General features: G+C 46.0%; 16 protein-coding genes. 14 read left to right on the top strand and 2 right to left on the bottom strand.

The annotated features are described in order from the left end of the window. Positions 1 to 44: 44 nt before the first annotated feature. On the bottom strand, positions 45 to 176 hold the full coding sequence (locus tag RBH91_RS14665; RefSeq protein ID WP_076761928.1) for a YqzM family protein: 132 nt from the start codon (positions 174 to 176) through the stop codon (positions 45 to 47). A 232-nt stretch (positions 177 to 408) separates the two neighbouring features. Here RBH91_RS14665 and holA point away from each other — a divergent pair, with 232 nt between their 5' ends. Further along, entirely contained in the window at positions 409 to 1,449 is a 1,041-nt protein-coding gene (gene holA / locus RBH91_RS14660; protein ID WP_076761967.1) for a DNA polymerase III subunit delta, read from the top strand. 56 nt (positions 1,450 to 1,505) lie between these two features. On the opposite strand, the gene rpsT is transcribed toward holA, so the two are convergent. Then, positions 1,506 to 1,772 carry a 30S ribosomal protein S20 gene (gene rpsT / locus RBH91_RS14655; RefSeq protein ID WP_076761927.1) on the bottom strand — a complete coding sequence of 89 codons (267 nt, stop codon included), beginning with the start codon at positions 1,770 to 1,772 and terminating at the stop codon, positions 1,506 to 1,508. A gap of 205 nt (positions 1,773 to 1,977) precedes the next feature. Between rpsT and gpr the strand changes: the two genes are divergently transcribed. The 13 genes from gpr (at position 1,978) to deoC (ending at position 16,753) form a co-directional block, all read left to right on the top strand. Then, positions 1,978 to 3,084 (top strand): GPR endopeptidase, encoded by a 1,107-nt coding sequence (gene gpr / locus RBH91_RS14650; RefSeq protein WP_307892035.1) that lies wholly within the window; start codon positions 1,978 to 1,980, stop codon positions 3,082 to 3,084. Between the two features lie 116 nt (positions 3,085 to 3,200). Beyond that, a complete protein-coding gene (gene spoIIP, locus RBH91_RS14645) occupies positions 3,201 to 4,406 on the top strand; it encodes a stage II sporulation protein P (RefSeq protein WP_307892034.1) in 1,206 nt (401 codons plus the stop codon). Between the two features lie 15 nt (positions 4,407 to 4,421). Beyond that, complete coding sequence (locus tag RBH91_RS14640; RefSeq protein WP_307892033.1) at positions 4,422 to 4,745, top strand: YqxA family protein; 324 nt, start codon at positions 4,422 to 4,424, stop codon at positions 4,743 to 4,745. A gap of 153 nt (positions 4,746 to 4,898) precedes the next feature. Beyond that, a complete protein-coding gene (gene lepA, locus RBH91_RS14635; protein WP_307892032.1) occupies positions 4,899 to 6,737 on the top strand; it encodes a translation elongation factor 4 in 1,839 nt (612 codons plus the stop codon). A gap of 59 nt (positions 6,738 to 6,796) precedes the next feature. Continuing rightward, a complete protein-coding gene (hemW, locus tag RBH91_RS14630; RefSeq protein WP_076761922.1) occupies positions 6,797 to 7,936 on the top strand; it encodes a radical SAM family heme chaperone HemW in 1,140 nt (379 codons plus the stop codon). 80 nt (positions 7,937 to 8,016) lie between these two features. Beyond that, on the top strand, positions 8,017 to 9,048 hold the full coding sequence (gene hrcA / locus RBH91_RS14625) for a heat-inducible transcriptional repressor HrcA (protein ID WP_307892031.1): 1,032 nt from the start codon (positions 8,017 to 8,019) through the stop codon (positions 9,046 to 9,048). Positions 9,049 to 9,127: 79 nt separating this feature from the next. Then, complete coding sequence (gene grpE / locus RBH91_RS14620; RefSeq protein ID WP_307892030.1) at positions 9,128 to 9,709, top strand: nucleotide exchange factor GrpE; 582 nt, start codon at positions 9,128 to 9,130, stop codon at positions 9,707 to 9,709. Between the two features lie 28 nt (positions 9,710 to 9,737). After that, positions 9,738 to 11,573, top strand: coding sequence for a molecular chaperone DnaK (dnaK, locus tag RBH91_RS14615; protein WP_076761919.1), 1,836 nt, complete (start codon positions 9,738 to 9,740; stop codon positions 11,571 to 11,573). Positions 11,574 to 11,752: 179 nt separating this feature from the next. After that, entirely contained in the window at positions 11,753 to 12,883 is a 1,131-nt protein-coding gene (gene dnaJ / locus RBH91_RS14610) for a molecular chaperone DnaJ (RefSeq protein ID WP_076761918.1), read from the top strand. Between the two features lie 23 nt (positions 12,884 to 12,906). Next, entirely contained in the window at positions 12,907 to 13,842 is a 936-nt protein-coding gene (gene prmA / locus RBH91_RS14605) for a 50S ribosomal protein L11 methyltransferase (RefSeq protein ID WP_307892029.1), read from the top strand. A gap of 24 nt (positions 13,843 to 13,866) precedes the next feature. Beyond that, entirely contained in the window at positions 13,867 to 14,637 is a 771-nt protein-coding gene (locus tag RBH91_RS14600) for a 16S rRNA (uracil(1498)-N(3))-methyltransferase (RefSeq protein WP_307892028.1), read from the top strand. Between the two features lie 2 nt (positions 14,638 to 14,639). Beyond that, positions 14,640 to 15,995, top strand: coding sequence for a tRNA (N(6)-L-threonylcarbamoyladenosine(37)-C(2))-methylthiotransferase MtaB (gene mtaB, locus RBH91_RS14595; RefSeq protein ID WP_076761915.1), 1,356 nt, complete (start codon positions 14,640 to 14,642; stop codon positions 15,993 to 15,995). An 89-nt stretch (positions 15,996 to 16,084) separates the two neighbouring features. After that, positions 16,085 to 16,753, top strand: coding sequence for a deoxyribose-phosphate aldolase (gene deoC / locus RBH91_RS14590; RefSeq protein ID WP_307892027.1), 669 nt, complete (start codon positions 16,085 to 16,087; stop codon positions 16,751 to 16,753). The last annotated feature ends 1 nt before the right edge of the window (position 16,754 follow it).

Here is a 16,754-nt window from a genome sequence, read left to right as displayed (position 1 = left end):
CTTCTTAAGCAAGTCGTCGATCGGAGTAAAATCCTTTTGTCGCATTATGCGGCCAGATGGATAACAGTAGCGATGATAAACATTGTAGCGAAAAATCCAAAAGTCACGACAAAACCGACACCCGAATCTACAAGATCGTTCCGTTTGCTTTGTACGTCTTTTTCAAATTCATTCACAATTTACCCCTCCTATTGATATCCAGTATAATTCAATTCTTTGCAAAAATCTAGAAGCTTCCTGCAACCGTTTTCTAAAATTTATGAACATCGTCTTTTATAAACTGACCCGGGGGTTTATAGAAGGCGTTTATTATAAATGAGAGAGCGGATGACTCCGCTTCTCTCTTTACTAATTGGGACACACGATTTAGGATAGAAGGGAAGGATGAAAGAGAGGAAAGTACAGATGATGGTATTTGATGTTTGGAAAAGCTTAAAAAAAGGCGATATTCATCCTGTTTACTGTTTGTACGGAAAAGAGACATACCTCCTGCAGGAGACGGTCCAAAGGATCAGACAAGCAGTCGTTGATGAAGAAACGAAGGATTTTAATCTCTCCGTTTTTGATTTGGAAGAAGAGGCACTGGATCTTGCCGTTGAAGATGCTGAAACCTTTCCGTTTATGGGGGAGAGGCGTCTTGTTGTTGCCAAAAATCCGTCTTTTTTAACGGCTGAAAAAAAGAAAGAAAAGCTTGAGCATAATCTTGGGGTTTTGGAGGCTTACATTTCACAGCCTGCTCCTTATTCCGTTTTTGTTCTGCTCGCCCCTTATGAAAAGCTTGATGAGCGAAAAAAGCTGACTAAGCTGCTGAAAAAACACGCACACATGGTTGAAGCGAAAGAACTAAACGGCAAAGAAACGGCTGACTTTGTCACAAGCCTTGCGAAGTCAGAGGGGAAACATATTGAAACTGAAGCGGCTCAGGAGCTTGTCATCCTGTGCAATGCCAGCCTGTCATCCATTGCCCAAGAGGTGAAAAAGCTCAGTACATATATCGGTGATCGGGATTCGATCATGCTGGATGACGTCAAAAAGCTTGTTGCCAGAGGGCTTGAGCAAAATATTTTTGAATTGATCAACAAGGTCGTAAACCGCAAGCGGACAGAAGCGCTGCAGATTTTCTACGACCTCTTAAAGCAAAATGAAGAACCCATTAAAATGATGGCGCTGATTGCAAATCAGTTCAGGCTGCTGCTGCAGACCAAATATTTTTCGCAGCAGGGATACGGACAAAAGCAAATTGCTTCAAACCTTAAAGTCCATCCGTTCAGGATTAAGCTGGCGATCGACCAGGCGAAGCTCTTTTCGGAACAAGAACTCAAGAGCATCATTGAGCAGCTCGCCGTTATGGATTATGAAATGAAAACGGGCAAAAAAGACAAACAGCTTTTGCTTGAACTGTTTCTGCTGCAGCTTTTGCAGCCCAATGAAAAAAACGGCTCTCTTTAAAGGAGGGCCGTTTTTTCGAATGCAAGCAAAAAAGCTTGGCCAGGCCAAGCTTTCTATTATGCAGAAAGTCCGTTCACTTTTTTAGCTAGATTTGATTTGTAACGAGCTGCAGTATTTTCGTGGACAAGACCTTTTTTCGCTGCTTTATCGATTTTCTTCGCTGCTGCAGATAGAGCAGCTTTCGCTTTGTCTGCTTCGTTGTTGCTTACAAGTGTTTCAACTTGTTTGATAGCAGTGCGCATTGCTGATTTGATCGTAGCGTTGTGCGCGCGGCGCTCGTTGTTTGTTTTAGTGCGTTTGATCGCTGATTTAATGTTTGGCAATGTGTTTCACCTCCTAAGACATAACCTCTGTTCCGTTTCTATAGGTTAGATCTCAACAATAGAACAAATTGTATTCTATCAAACACACCCTTAGATTGCAATATAAATGTAAAGTATTTTTATTTGAAAGCGGCGCTCTCGGGGAATGTTTGCAGACCAGCTGGGCAACACTAACAGCAGTTATGTTTTTGGAGGGAATGCAAATATGGAAAACAAAAAGCTTGATTTAAGTCAATATACCGTTCGGACAGATTTGGCCGTTGAAGCGAAGGACCTGGCGCATGAAAAGGAAGCCTCTCCCAAAAAAGAGCTCAAAGGGTTTACAATCAAAGAATATGAAGAAGAAGGAATAAAAGTTCAAACGATGGATATTGATGAAGAAGGCGCAAAGCTGTCAGGGAAAAAAGCAGGGCGCTATTTAACGTTTGAAACACAGGGCATCAGACAGCAGGATTCAGCACTGCAGGATAACGTGATCAATGTGTTTGCAAAGGAATTTTCCGCTTTTCTGGACTTTTTGAATATTTCAGAGGACGCCAGCTGTTTAATCGTCGGGCTTGGCAACTGGAATGTCACACCGGATTCACTCGGACCGCTTGTAACTGAAAGCCTTTTGGTTACGAGGCACCTGTTTAAGCTGCAGCCTGAAAATGTCCAGGACGGATACCGGCCGGTCAGCGCGCTTTCTCCGGGTGTGATGGGCTTGACGGGGATAGAGACGAGCGATATTATTCAAGGTGTGATCGACCGGTCAAAGCCTGATTTTGTGATTGCGATTGATGCCCTCGCATCAAGAGCGATAGAGCGGGTCAATTCCACCATTCAAATTTCCGACAGCGGAATTCATCCCGGATCAGGGGTGGGGAATAAAAGAAAAGAGTTGAGCAAGGAGACGCTCGGCATTCCGGTCATTGCTATCGGCGTACCGACGGTTGTCGATGCGGTGACGATTACAAGTGATACGATCGACTATATTTTGAAGCACTTTGGAAGAGAGATGAAAGATGAAAGCCCATCCCGCTCTCTCGTGCCGGCCGGCATGAGCTTCGGAAAAAAGAAGGTTCTCACTGATGAAGATCTCCCTGATGAAGAGCAGCGCAAGTCGTTTCTCGGCATTGTCGGAGGTCTGGCAGAGGATGAAAAAAGGCAGCTCATTCATGAAGTGCTTGCCCCGCTCGGCCATAATTTAATGGTGACGCCCAAAGAAGTCGATACATTTATCGATGATATGGCAAATGTGATTGCAAACGGACTGAACACTGCTCTTCACAGCAATGTGTCACAGGAAAACAAAGGGATGTATAATCACTAACACAAGGCGGCTTAACCAGCCGTCTTTTTAATGTGTCCATCGAATATTAGAACTTGTTCTACTTCCTCTATCTTGTACATAGTCTATTTACTAGACAAGCTCTGGAGGGATTTACGATGAGAAAAAGAGGCAGGAACCGTCAGTTTGTGCTGGCTGTAAATGGAAGGACCGCGGTGAAGACAGTCTTCTTGTTTATCGTCAGCCTGCTGCTCATTTTTATTTTATCAGGGGTGCTCACATCTCTCCGCCCTGAATTGCGGCCGTCTTCATCATTGTATCGGGTGGCAGATGAGCTGGCGGGGGAGACGTTCGGACACATTTTAGGGATGGAAAACCACTACTTTGCATCAGCACTGCCTGAACCCAATAAAAAGTTTGAGCTTTCTCCCTTGGTTTTGAAACTGGCGACAAGCATTAATTTAAAAGATCCGCGAAGTTTTCTGGGCCGCGAGCTCCCCGGTTTTTCACATTTTGATTCAGACATTCTCGTTGCCGGGCAGGGGACGGATTATACGAATATGCCTTCTGAATCTCAGCCGCCGGCTGAGGTTTTAAAAGAAGAAAGAGAAGCAAATCTTGCAGAGCTTGAAGGGAAAAGCAAAGAGAAAAAAGAGAATAAGAATCCTCCTGAACAGTCAACAGGTGATAAAAAAGTGGTGTTTATTTATAACACTCATAATACGGAATCCTATCTTCCCTTTTTAAAAGGTGAGACCGATCCCGATCTTGCTATACATTCGAAAGCCAATGTCACGCTTGTCAGCGATATGCTGGGTGAAGCGCTGAAGTCTCAAGGGGTGGGCGCCATGGTTGATAAAACAGATGTCCAGGCGAACCTGAAGAAAAAGGGCTGGGATTATTCGCGGTCCTATGACGAATCAAGACCGGTTGTCAAGGAAGCGATGGCTGAAAATAAAAACTTGCAATATTTTATAGACATTCACAGGGATGCAACGCGCAAAAAAGCGACGACAACGACGATAAACGGAAAAAGCTATGCGCGGCTCGCATTTGTAATCGGCAAAAAAAGCTCCAATTTTGAAGCCAATTTCAAGCTGGCAAAAGAGCTCCATGAAGAGCTTGAAAAAAAATACCCCGGTTTAAGCCGAGGCGTTATATCAAAAGGCGCTTCTGGGGATAATGGGGTGTACAATCAGGATTTAAATGAACGATCCATCTTAATAGAGTTTGGCGGCGTGGACAATAACCGCGAGGAGCTTGAACGGGCCGCGGACGCTATGGCAGACGTTTTCAGCGGGATGTACTGGGAGGCTGAGAAGGTAGATGGTCATTCCGGCGAAGACGATAAGAAAAAACAATAGGAGCAGGTGATAAAAGTGGCTTCTTTTATAGGAAAATGCATATTGGCCTGCGCTGTCATGTTTTTCGGTGTTCTCGTCGGCATGCAGCAGGCCAATAATGGAATGCTTGAAATGAAAGGATATCAAGACCCTGATTTAAAAGGAGCGCTCAGTATTTCTGAAGGAGACGCAAAAGAGGCTTCCATTCTCGGTCATGAGATCGACTTGGAAGAAAAACAGAAAGAGCTTGAACAACTGGAAGCATTCAACCTTTTTTCTTCGGCGGGCCGCGCGCTGGCCGATTCCGTCACAAACTGCGCCAAGTCAGTTTATGGTTGGATAAAGGAGAAAACCGAATAAAGAAAAAACGAGGCTGCTAGTTCCTCGTTTTTTCTTTTTTGGGCCGCCGCCATCCGCAGCAGGCCGTCCACTTTCGCCACGTATTGAATCTTGCCACCCCTATTGATATAATCTAAGCTAGCGCATGTGCGTTTCATAGTAGGAGTGATTAGTGTGACAGACAAAGAAAAACGATTACAAAGACAGTCGAGAATTCGCAATTTCTCTATTATCGCCCATATCGACCACGGAAAATCAACGCTGGCCGATCGAATATTGGAAAAAACGGCGGCAATCACTCAAAGGGAAATGAAAGAACAGCTGCTCGACTCAATGGATTTAGAACGTGAAAGAGGAATCACCATTAAACTGAACTCCGTACAGCTTAAATATAAAGCAAAAGACGGAGAGGAATATATTTTTCATCTGATCGATACCCCGGGACATGTCGATTTTACCTATGAGGTGTCAAGAAGCCTTGCCGCATGCGAAGGTGCGATTCTTGTCGTTGATGCAGCTCAAGGAATTGAGGCGCAGACGCTGGCAAACGTTTATCTTGCGCTTGACAATGACCTTGAAATTCTGCCTGTCATTAATAAAATCGACCTTCCGAGCGCGGAGCCTGAGCGCGTCCGCCAGGAAGTGGAGGACGTCATTGGTCTTGATGCTTCCGAAGCCGTCCTTGCATCTGCTAAAGCAGGTATCGGTATTGAAGATATATTAGAACAGATCGTTGAAAAGGTTCCGGCTCCAAGCGGGGATCCTGAAGAGCCGCTGCAGGCTTTGATTTTTGATTCCCTGTATGATGCATACCGGGGCGTCGTGGCCTATATCAGGGTTGTTCAAGGAACCGTAAAGGCCGGCCAAAAAATTAAGATGATGGCGACCGGAAAGGAATTTGAAGTCACTGAAGTCGGTGTGTTTACACCTAAGGCTGTTCCAGTAGACGAATTGACGGTGGGGGATGTCGGATTCCTGACGGCGGCGATCAAAAACGTCGGAGACACCCGTGTCGGGGATACGATTACGAGTGCGGAAAACCCTGCGCCTGAAGCCCTGCCCGGCTATAGAAAACTGAACCCGATGGTATACTGCGGGCTGTATCCGATCGATACCGCGAAATACAATGACTTGCGGGAAGCGCTTGAAAAACTCGAGCTGAATGATTCCTCCCTTCAGTATGAGGCTGAAACCTCGCAAGCCCTCGGTTTTGGTTTCCGCTGCGGTTTCCTGGGAATGCTCCACATGGAAATCATTCAGGAGCGGATTGAGCGCGAATTTAAAATTGACCTGATCACAACCGCACCGAGCGTTATTTATGACGTGTATATGACAGACGGCGAAAAGGTCGTCGTCGACAACCCGTCAAATATGCCCGATCCGCAGAAGATTGAACAGGTTGAAGAGCCGTTCGTGAAAGCGACGATGATGGTGCCGAACGACTTTGTCGGGGCGGTCATGGAGTTATGCCAGGGCAAGCGCGGACAGTTTATCGATATGCAATATCTTGATGCAAACCGCGTCAGCATTGTGTATGAAATCCCGCTCGCTGAAATCGTTTATGAATTTTTCGATCAGCTCAAATCAAACACGAAGGGCTATGCATCATTTGATTATGAATTAATCGGATATAAACCGTCTAAGCTCGTGAAAATGGATATCATGCTGAACGGCGAAAAAATCGATGCCCTATCCTTTATCGTTCACCGCGACTATGCATATGAACGCGGGAAGGTTATTGTCGAAAAGCTGAAAGAACTGATTCCGCGCCAGCATTTTGAAGTGCCGGTTCAGGCTGCCGTCGGCCAGAAAATCATCGCACGGTCAACGATCAAGGCGATGCGCAAAAACGTTTTGGCGAAATGCTACGGCGGAGATATTTCCAGAAAGCGCAAACTGCTTGAAAAGCAAAAGGAAGGAAAGCGAAGAATGAAACAGGTTGGCTCTGTCGAAGTTCCGCAGGAAGCCTTTATGGCTGTCCTGAAAATGGACGACAGCGGCCAGAAATCATAAACCCTTTTTCGCCGCAGCTTAACACCCTGCGGCTTCTTCCTGTAAAGAAGGTGAAAACAATGAAATCAGCATATATCCATATCCCGTTTTGCGAACATATTTGCCATTATTGCGACTTTAATAAGTTTTTTATTCAAAGCCAGCCCGTTGATGAGTATTTGCGCTCATTAGAGAAGGAAATGATCAATTCAATGGAAGCGGCCGGTCATCCGGAACTGAGAACGATCTTTATCGGCGGCGGGACACCGACATCTTTGTCAGCCGGACAGCTTGAACAATTGCTTGATTCCATCCGCAGGATTTTAAAACCGTCTGAAAGCCTTGTTGAATTTGCGGTGGAAGCCAATCCCGACGATTTATCCGCTGAAAAGCTGAACGTCTTAAAAGCAGCAGGAGTAGACAGACTGAGCTTTGGCGTTCAAACGTTTGAAGACGATCTGCTGAAAAAAATCGGCAGGGTCCACAAGCAAAAGGATGTGCTCGTTTCCTTTGACAGAGCAAGAACGGCAGGCTTTGGCAATATCAGCTTAGATCTTATGTTCGGTCTGCCGGGACAGACGATTGACCACCTTGGCGCTTCACTCGATACAGCTCTCGCGCTAGGGGCAGAGCATTATTCGGTCTATTCACTGATCGTCGAGCCGAAAACCGTTTTTTATAATTTGATGAAAAAAGGCCGGCTCCGCCTGCCGCCGCAGGATCAGGAAGCGGAAATGTATGAACTGGTCATGCAAAAGATGAATGAAGCGGGCATCAGCCAATATGAAATCAGCAACTACGCCAAAAAAGGGTATGAAAGCAAACACAACCTTACGTATTGGAGCAATGAAGAGTATTTTGGTTTTGGAGCGGGGGCACACGGTTATATCAATGGCGAAAGAACCGTAAATGCAGGTCCGGTCAAACATTACATCGATTTGATTGACAAGTGCGGCTTCCCTTATAAGGAAAGCCATCGAGTCACAAGAAATGAACAGATTGAAGAGGAGCTGTTTCTAGGTCTCCGAAAAACAGCTGGAGTAAGCAAAGACCGGTTTTTTGAAAAATACGGAAAACCCCTTGATGACCTCTTCCCCGAGGTGCTGCATTCGCTCGAACAAAAAGGGCTGATCATGAATACGGATAAAAACGTGTTTTTAACACATCATGGAAAATTATTGGGAAATGAAGTGTTTCAAGCGTTCTTAGGTGAGTTATAATTGACATTTTGATTTCGGTTTGGTAATTTTGATATACAATTAGCACTCATTGGTTGAGAGTGCTAACAGGGGTGATATGGATGTTAACAAATCGTCAGCTGCTAATCTTGCAGGTTATCGTCAACGATTTTATTCGTTCAGCTCAGCCGGTTGGATCAAGAACGCTTTCCAAAAAGGAAGATATCACATTCAGCTCAGCTACAATCAGAAATGAAATGGCTGACTTGGAAGAGCTCGGTTTTATCGAAAAAACCCATTCTTCTTCAGGTCGGATTCCTTCCGAAAAAGGCTACCGCTATTATGTGGATCATTTGCTTTCTCCAGGGAAGCTGACAAAAACGGATTTGAGATTGATCCATTCGATCTTCAAAGAAAAAATCTTTGAACTTGAAAAAGCCGTGCAGAAGTCAGCCAAAGTGTTATCTGACCTGACGAATTATACATCGATTGTCCTCGGTCCAAGACTGAGCGAAAACCATTTAAAACAGATCCAAATTGTACCGATCCAGCCCGACAAGGCCGTTGCCATTCTCGTGACGAACACCGGCCATGTCGAGAATAAAACGATTAATTTTCCGGCCGAGGTCGACCTTTCAGACCTCGAAAAGCTGGTGAATATATTAAACGAGAGCTTGGCAGGCGTACCGATATCCGAGCTAAAAGACAGGATTTTCAAAGAGGTTGTCATCTTTTTGCGGTCGCATATTCAAAACTATGACCAGATCCTGAATGCACTCGGCGCTACGTTTGACTCTTCAGCTCAAACCGACCGGCTGTTTTTCGGCGGCAAGATTAATATGCTGAATCAGCCCGAGTTTCACGATATTCACAGGGTGAAATCCCTTTTGTCGCTTATCGAGAAAGAACAGGAGATTCTGAGGCTTTTTCAATCGACAGATTCCGGAATCACCATTAAAATCGGTAAAGAAAATGACTATGAAGAAATGGAAAACTGCAGCTTGATTACCGCAACATATACGGTCGGATCAAAACAAATCGGCTCCATTGCGGTCATCGGACCGACGCGCATGGACTATTCACGTGTCGTCGGCTTGCTTCAGCATGTATCATCTGACTTGTCAAAAGCGCTGACAAGTTTGTATGATGGGTAAGGCAGTATTGAAAAACAGAAAGAGGGGATCATTCCCTTCTCTTCATGATCGAACGAACCTTTGAGGGAGGTGAACACAGATGGCAGAAGAGAAACAAAACCAAGAAGAGCTGAATGAGCAGGAAGAACTGAACGAGACAGAAGCGGAAACAGCCGAAGCAGAAGGTGCGGCAGTGGAAGCTGATGATCGGACAGAAGAAAATCAACTGCTTGACAAACAACTAAAAGAACTTCAAGAACGCCTTGAAGAAAAAGAAAATAAACTTTTACGTGTTCAGGCGGACTTCGAAAACTATAAAAGACGGGCCCGTCTTGATCTTGAGGCTGCGGAAAAATACCGTTCACAGCGCATCATCGGCGATTTGTTGCCGGCGCTGGACAATTTTGAACGCGCCCTCCAGGTCGATCCCGACAATGAGCAGACGAAAAGCCTGCTGCAAGGGATGGAAATGGTGCACCGCCAAATTTTGGAGGCTCTGAAAAATGAAGGGGTTGAACAAATTCCTTCAGTCGGCGAACAATTTGACCCGAATCTTCACCAAGCCGTAATGCAGGTTGAAGATGAAGCATACGAGTCAAATGCAGTCGTTGAAGAGCTGCAAAAAGGCTACAAACTTAAGGACCGGGTGATCCGTCCTTCTATGGTAAAAGTAAATCAATAACAGAACTACATAGCAGGAGGTAATATTCATGAGCAAAGTAATCGGAATCGATTTAGGAACAACGAACTCATGCGTTGCAGTGCTTGAAGGCGGAGAGCCGAAAGTCATTCCCAACGCAGAGGGAAGCCGCACAACTCCGTCAGTTGTAGCATTTAAAAACGGAGAGCGCCAGGTTGGTGAAGTGGCAAAACGCCAGTCCATCACAAACCCAAATACAATCATGTCAATCAAACGCCACATGGGCACTGACCATACAGAAGAAATCGAAGACAAAAAATACACGCCTCAAGAAGTGTCTGCCATCATCCTTCAGCATTTAAAATCCTATGCTGAAAGCTATCTTGGCGAAACGGTATCAAAAGCCGTAATTACCGTTCCTGCATACTTTAATGATGCAGAGCGTCAAGCGACAAAAGATGCCGGTAAAATCGCCGGACTTGAAGTTGAACGGATCATCAACGAGCCGACTGCAGCTGCGCTTGCTTACGGCTTAGACAAAACGGAGGAAGATCAGACGATCCTTGTATACGACCTTGGCGGCGGTACATTTGACGTTTCAATCCTTGAATTGGGAGACGGCGTATTTGAAGTCCGCTCTACAGCGGGTGACAACCGTCTTGGAGGAGACGACTTTGACCAAGTGATCATCGATCATCTCGTTTCCGAATTCAAAAAAGAAAACGGCATCGACCTTTCAAAAGATAAAATGGCGCTTCAGCGTTTGAAAGACGCGGCTGAGAAAGCGAAAAAAGATCTTTCCGGCGTATCTTCTACGCAAATCTCTCTGCCGTTTATTACAGCAGGAGACGCAGGTCCGCTTCACCTTGAACTGACGCTGACCCGTGCGAAATTTGAAGAGATTTCTTCACACTTAGTGGAGCGTACTATGGGGCCTGTCCGCCAGTCGCTACAAGATGCAGGACTTTCTGCAAGCGAAATCGACAAAGTCATCCTTGTCGGTGGTTCAACACGTATCCCTGCTGTACAGGAAGCAATCAAAAAAGAAACAGGAAAAGAAGCGCATAAAGGCGTAAACCCTGATGAAGTTGTAGCGCTTGGTGCAGCGATCCAAGGCGGCGTAATCACTGGAGACGTAAAAGACGTTGTCCTTCTTGACGTTACACCTTTATCACTAGGCATCGAAACAATGGGCGGCGTGTTCACAAAGCTGATTGAGCGCAACACAACAATCCCGACAAGCAAATCCCAGGTGTTCTCAACAGCAGCTGACAGCCAAACAGCAGTTGACATTCACGTGCTGCAAGGTGAGCGCCCGATGGCTGCCGACAACAAAACACTGGGACGTTTCCAGCTGACAGATATTCCACCGGCACCACGCGGTGTTCCGCAAATCGAAGTATCATTTGATATCGATAAAAACGGTATCGTAAATGTAAGTGCGAAAGATTTGGGAACAGGAAAAGAGCAAAACATCACGATCAAATCTTCTTCAGGCCTTTCTGATGACGAGATCGATCGCATGGTGAAAGAAGCCGAAGAAAACGCAGAAGCCGATGAGAAGAAAAAAGAAGAAATCGAACTTCGCAATGAAGCTGATCAGCTTGTCTTCACAACTGAGAAAACACTCAAAGACCTTGAAGGCAAAGCGGACGAAGAGCAAGTGAAAAAAGCCAATGAAGCAAAAGACGCGCTTAAAGCAGCAATCGAAAAAAATGATCTTGATGACATCAAGGCGAAAAAAGATGAGCTGCAAAATATCGTTCAAGAGCTTTCAATGAAGCTTTACGAAGAAGCTGCCAAGCAAGCTCAAGCCCAGCAAGAAGGCGGAGAAGCCAAAAAAGCGGACGACAATGTCGTAGACGCTGAATATGAAGAAGTAAACGACGACCAGGATAAAAAATAAGAAAATAAAATTGCTGTGCAGCCCCGTGCCGCACAGCATATGACCTTACAGGCGATAAAAGTCAAAGTCAGGATCTCTTGACTTTGACTTTTTTCTTCCTGGGGGCCAAAAGGAATTGAAAAAACATAATTTGAAATGATACAATCTAATTTATGTGAGAAAATCGGGAGTGTGAAGAGATGAGTAAGCGTGATTACTATGAGGTGCTTGGGGTAAGTAAGAGCGCTTCTAAAGATGATATAAAAAAAGCTTACCGCAAGCTTTCTAAAAAATATCACCCTGACATTAACAAAGAATCCGGAGCGGACGAGAAATTCAAAGAAGTCAAAGAAGCCTATGAAGCGCTTTCTGATGAACAAAAACGGGCGCATTACGACCAGTTCGGCCATACCGATCCGAACCAGGGATTTGGCGGAGGCGGCTTCGGAGGAGGCGGCGACTTCGGCGGCTTTGGTTTTGACGATATTTTCTCAAGTATTTTCGGAGGCGGCGCAAGGCGGAGAGACCCGAATGCCCCGCGTCAGGGAGCGGATCTGCAATACACGATGACGCTGTCATTTGAAGAAGCGGCCTTCGGAAAAGAGACGACGATCGAAATTCCGCGCGAAGAAACGTGTGAAACATGTCACGGCTCAGGAGCCAAACCGGGCACAAAAGCGGATACATGCTCACACTGCGGAGGGTCCGGCCAGCTGAACATGGAGCAGTCGACACCGTTCGGCAAAGTCGTCAACAGGAGAGTATGTCATTACTGTAGTGGAACGGGCAAGCAAATCAAACACAAATGTTCAACATGCGGCGGAACAGGAAAAGTGAAAAAACGCAAGCAAATCAATGTCACCATTCCAGCGGGTGTGGATGACGGGCAGCAGCTTCGGGTGCCTGGACAGGGTGAACCCGGTGTTAACGGCGGACCGTCTGGTGATTTATTCGTCGTTTTCCGCGTAAGAGAACACGAATTTTTCGAGCGCGACGGAGACGACATTTACTGTGAAATGCCGCTGACCTTTGCACAAGCTGCACTCGGAGACGAAATCGAAGTGCCTACTCTGCACGGAAAAGTGAAGTTAAAAGTGCCGGCAGGAACACAAACGGGTACGAAATTCCGTTTAAAAGGAAAAGGTGTTGCGAATGTCCGCGGCTATGGACAAGGCGACCAGCATATCGTCGTCCGTGTCGTCACACCGACGAATTTAACGGAAAGCCAGAAAAATATTCTCCGCGAATTTGCTGAAGTCAGCGGAAATAAGCCAGATGAACAGGAAATGAGTTTTTTTGACAAAGTAAAGCGCGCATTTAAAGGCGATTAATGATTGGATGAGGAGTTGGTAGTATGAAATGGTCCGAAATCTGCATTCACACAACACATGAAGCGGTTGAGCCCATCTCGAATATTTTGCATGAAGCTGGTGCAAGTGGAGTGGTAATTGAAGATCCGCTTGATTTAATAAAAGAACGTGAGAATGTATACGGAGAAATCTACCAGCTCGATCCAAATGATTATCCTGATGAAGGGGTCATCATCAAAGCGTATCTCCCGATCAACAGCTTTTTGGGAGAAACCGTAGAGGGAATCAAGGAAACCATCAATAATCTTCTGTTATATGATATTGATCTTGGCAGAAATAAAATCACCATCAGCGAGGTCAATGAAGAAGAATGGGCGACAGCCTGGAAAAAATATTACCACCCCGTTAAAATTTCCGGAAAATTTACGATTGTTCCGACATGGGAAGAGTACACGCCGGTCCATACGGATGAACTCATCATCGAGATGGACCCCGGAATGGCGTTCGGAACAGGAACACATCCGACGACCGTTCTTTGCATACAGGCGCTTGAGAGGTATGTGAAAGAAGGGGATTCAGTCGTGGATGTCGGAACGGGGACAGGTATTTTGAGCATCGCTTCCGCCATGCTCCGCGCCCAAAAGGTGGAGGCGTATGACCTTGATCCGGTAGCCGTTGAAAGCGCCCGCTTGAATACAAAGCTGAATAAAGTCAGCGGCAGCATCGCCATTAAACAGAACAATCTGCTCGACGGCGTCGAGGGAGAAAAAGATGTCATCGTCGCGAATATTTTAGCGGAGGTTATTTTGCGGTTTACGCATCAGGCCTACAATCTGTTGAAAAATGAAGGATACTTTATCACTTCAGGGATCATTCAGCAGAAAAAACAGGAAGTTAAAGATGCTCTTGTGAAAGAAGGATTCACGATCATTGAAGTTCTTTCGATGGAAGACTGGGTCAGTATCATCGCTAAAAAATAATCGTTAGTAGGTGTCGAAAAGCGTATGCAACGATATTTTATCGAACAGACAAAACAAGAGGTTACAGCAGCATCCCCCGGGCTCGTGATCAAAGGTGAGGACGTCCACCATATCGCTAATGTGATGAGAATGACGGCAGGCGATCATGTCATTTGCTGTGCAAAAGACGGGCATGAAGCAAAATGCCGAATCGTGTCGTTATCTAAAGAAGAGGTTGTTTTGACCGTAATAGAGTGGACCGGAGAAAATCGTGAACTCCCCCTTCAGGTCCACATTGCAAACGGCCTTCCAAAAGGTGATAAACTGGAATGGATCATTCAAAAAGGGACGGAGCTGGGAGCAAGCTCGTTTATTCCTTTTGAGGCATCGCGCTCTGTTGTAAAGCTTGACGATAAAAAGGCAAAGAAAAAACGGGAAAGGTGGGCGAAAATCGCCAAGGAAGCTGCGGAACAGTCCCATCGAAACAAAGTTCCTGAAGTGAAAACCGTTCATACTTTTCAGAGCTTGCTGGAGAGCCTTCACGGCTTCGATAAATGTGTCGTTGCATACGAAGAATCATCTAAACAAGGTGAGACGAACCAGCTGCAATCCGTGATCAAAAGCTTGCCGGAAGGTTCTTCCGTTCTCATGGTATTTGGCCCTGAAGGCGGATTTACAGAAGGCGAAGTTGAGGCGCTTAAAGAAAAAGGAGCCGCAGCCTGCGGGCTCGGCCCGCGGATTTTAAGGGCTGAAACAGCTCCGCTTTACGCTTTGGCGGCAGTTTCTTATCATACAGAGTTATTAAGAGGTGAATAACAATGGCAACCGTTGCATTTCATACACTTGGCTGCAAGGTCAACCATTATGAAACAGAAGCAATCTGGCAGCTTTTCAAAGAAGCCGGTTATGAAAGAAAAGAATATGAAAGTACTGCTGACGTATATGTCATCAATACGTGCACCGTCACGAATACGGGGGATAAAAAAAGTCGTCAGGTGATCAGACGGGCGATCCGTCAAAATCCTGATGCCGTCATTTGTGTGACAGGCTGCTATGCCCAGACCAGCCCTGCGGAAATCATGGCGATTCCTGGCGTTGATATCGTCGTCGGTACTCAAGACCGTGAAAAAATGCTAGGGTATATTAAGCAGTATCAAGAGGAAAGACAGCCGATCAACGGCGTCAGCAACATTATGAAAGCAAGGGTGTTCGAAGAGCTTGATGTTCCCGCATTTACAGACCGGACACGGGCCTCTTTGAAAATCCAGGAAGGCTGCAACAATTTCTGCACATTCTGCATCATTCCGTGGGCGCGCGGCCTGCTTCGCTCCCGCGATCCGGAGGAAGTCATCCGCCAGGCGCAGCAGCTTGTTGATGCCGGATATAAGGAGATCGTTCTGACCGGTATTCATACAGGCGGCTATGGAGAAGATATGAAGGATTATAACTTTGCACAGCTGCTGAACGAATTGGACAGCCGTGTCAAAGGTCTGAAAAGAATCCGCATATCTTCAATTGAAGCAAGCCAGATTACCGATGAAGTCATTGAAGTGCTGGACCGTTCCGATAAAATCGTCAGACATCTGCACATTCCTCTTCAGTCCGGTTCAAACAGCGTCTTGAAACGAATGAGAAGAAAATATACGATGGAATTTTTCGCAGACCGTTTAACAAAGCTTAAGAAAGCTCTTCCGGGACTTGCGGTTACTTCCGATGTCATTGTCGGCTTTCCGGGAGAAACGGAAGAAGAGTTTATGGAAACATACAACTTTATTAAAGAGCACAAGTTTTCCGAGCTTCACGTCTTCCCATACAGCAAACGGACCGGTACTCCTGCCGCGCGCATGGACGATCAGATTGATGAAAACCTGAAGAACGAGCGGGTTCACAAATTGATTGCTCTGTCAGATCAGCTTGCAAAAGAGTATGCTTCCGGCTATGAAGGCGACGTTCTGGAAATCATTCCTGAAGAGCCGTTCACAGAAACAGGCGAAGACAACTTGTTCGTCGGTTATACCGATAACTACATGAAAGTTGTTTTCGAAGGGTCTGAGGACATGATCGGCAAGCTTGTCAAAGTCAAAATTTTAAAAGCAGGCTATCCGTATAACAGAGGGCAGTTCGTCCGTATTGCAGAGGATGACATGCCTGAGAGCATCCGCCTGTCTTCATAAATAATGGTTAAAGCCGGTTCACAAAAAAGGTGTGCCGGCTTTTTTTGCGAATATAACAAGCATTAACCTTTGAAAGGAGTCAGGTCTAGATGAAACAGATTGCGCAAATGATCGACCACACCGCATTAAAGCCGGATACCGTCAAATCCCAAATTGAAACGCTCTGTAAAGAAGCGGTGGAACACGAATTTGCTTCTGTCTGCGTCAATCCCTATTGGGTACCGCTTTGTGCCAAACTGCTTCAAGGTTCCGATGTGAAAGTGTGCACAGTTATCGGATTTCCTTTAGGTGCATCCGCAGCGGCAACGAAAGCTTTTGAAACAAAACAGGCGATGGCATACGGTGCCGATGAAATCGACATGGTGATGAATATCGGCGCTTTGAAAGACCGTGATACAGGCACAGTTGAGAAGGATATTCAAGCGGTGACGGATGCGGCAGAAGGCAAAGCACTTGTCAAAGTCATCATTGAAACAGCACTTTTGACAGATGAAGAAAAAAAGCTGGCATGTGAACTGTCTGTAAAAGCCGGAGCCGATTTTGTCAAAACATCGACAGGCTTTTCAGGCGGCGGGGCAACCGCCGAAGACATCAGGCTCATGCGTGAAACCGTCGGCCCGAATATCGGTGTCAAAGCCTCAGGCGGCATCCGCGACAAAGAGAGCGCACTGGTGATGATTGAAGCGGGCGCGACAAGAATCGGGGCAAGCGCAGGCGTGTCGATCATCAGCGGTTTAAAAGCGGATCAAGGCTACTAAT

Origin of the sequence: Bacillus swezeyi (genome assembly GCF_030908325.1) — a bacterium.
Lineage (GTDB): Bacteria > Bacillota > Bacilli > Bacillales > Bacillaceae > Bacillus > Bacillus swezeyi.
Note: the sequence above shows the minus strand (reverse complement) of the source record. Positions and strands in the feature narration are given on the sequence as shown.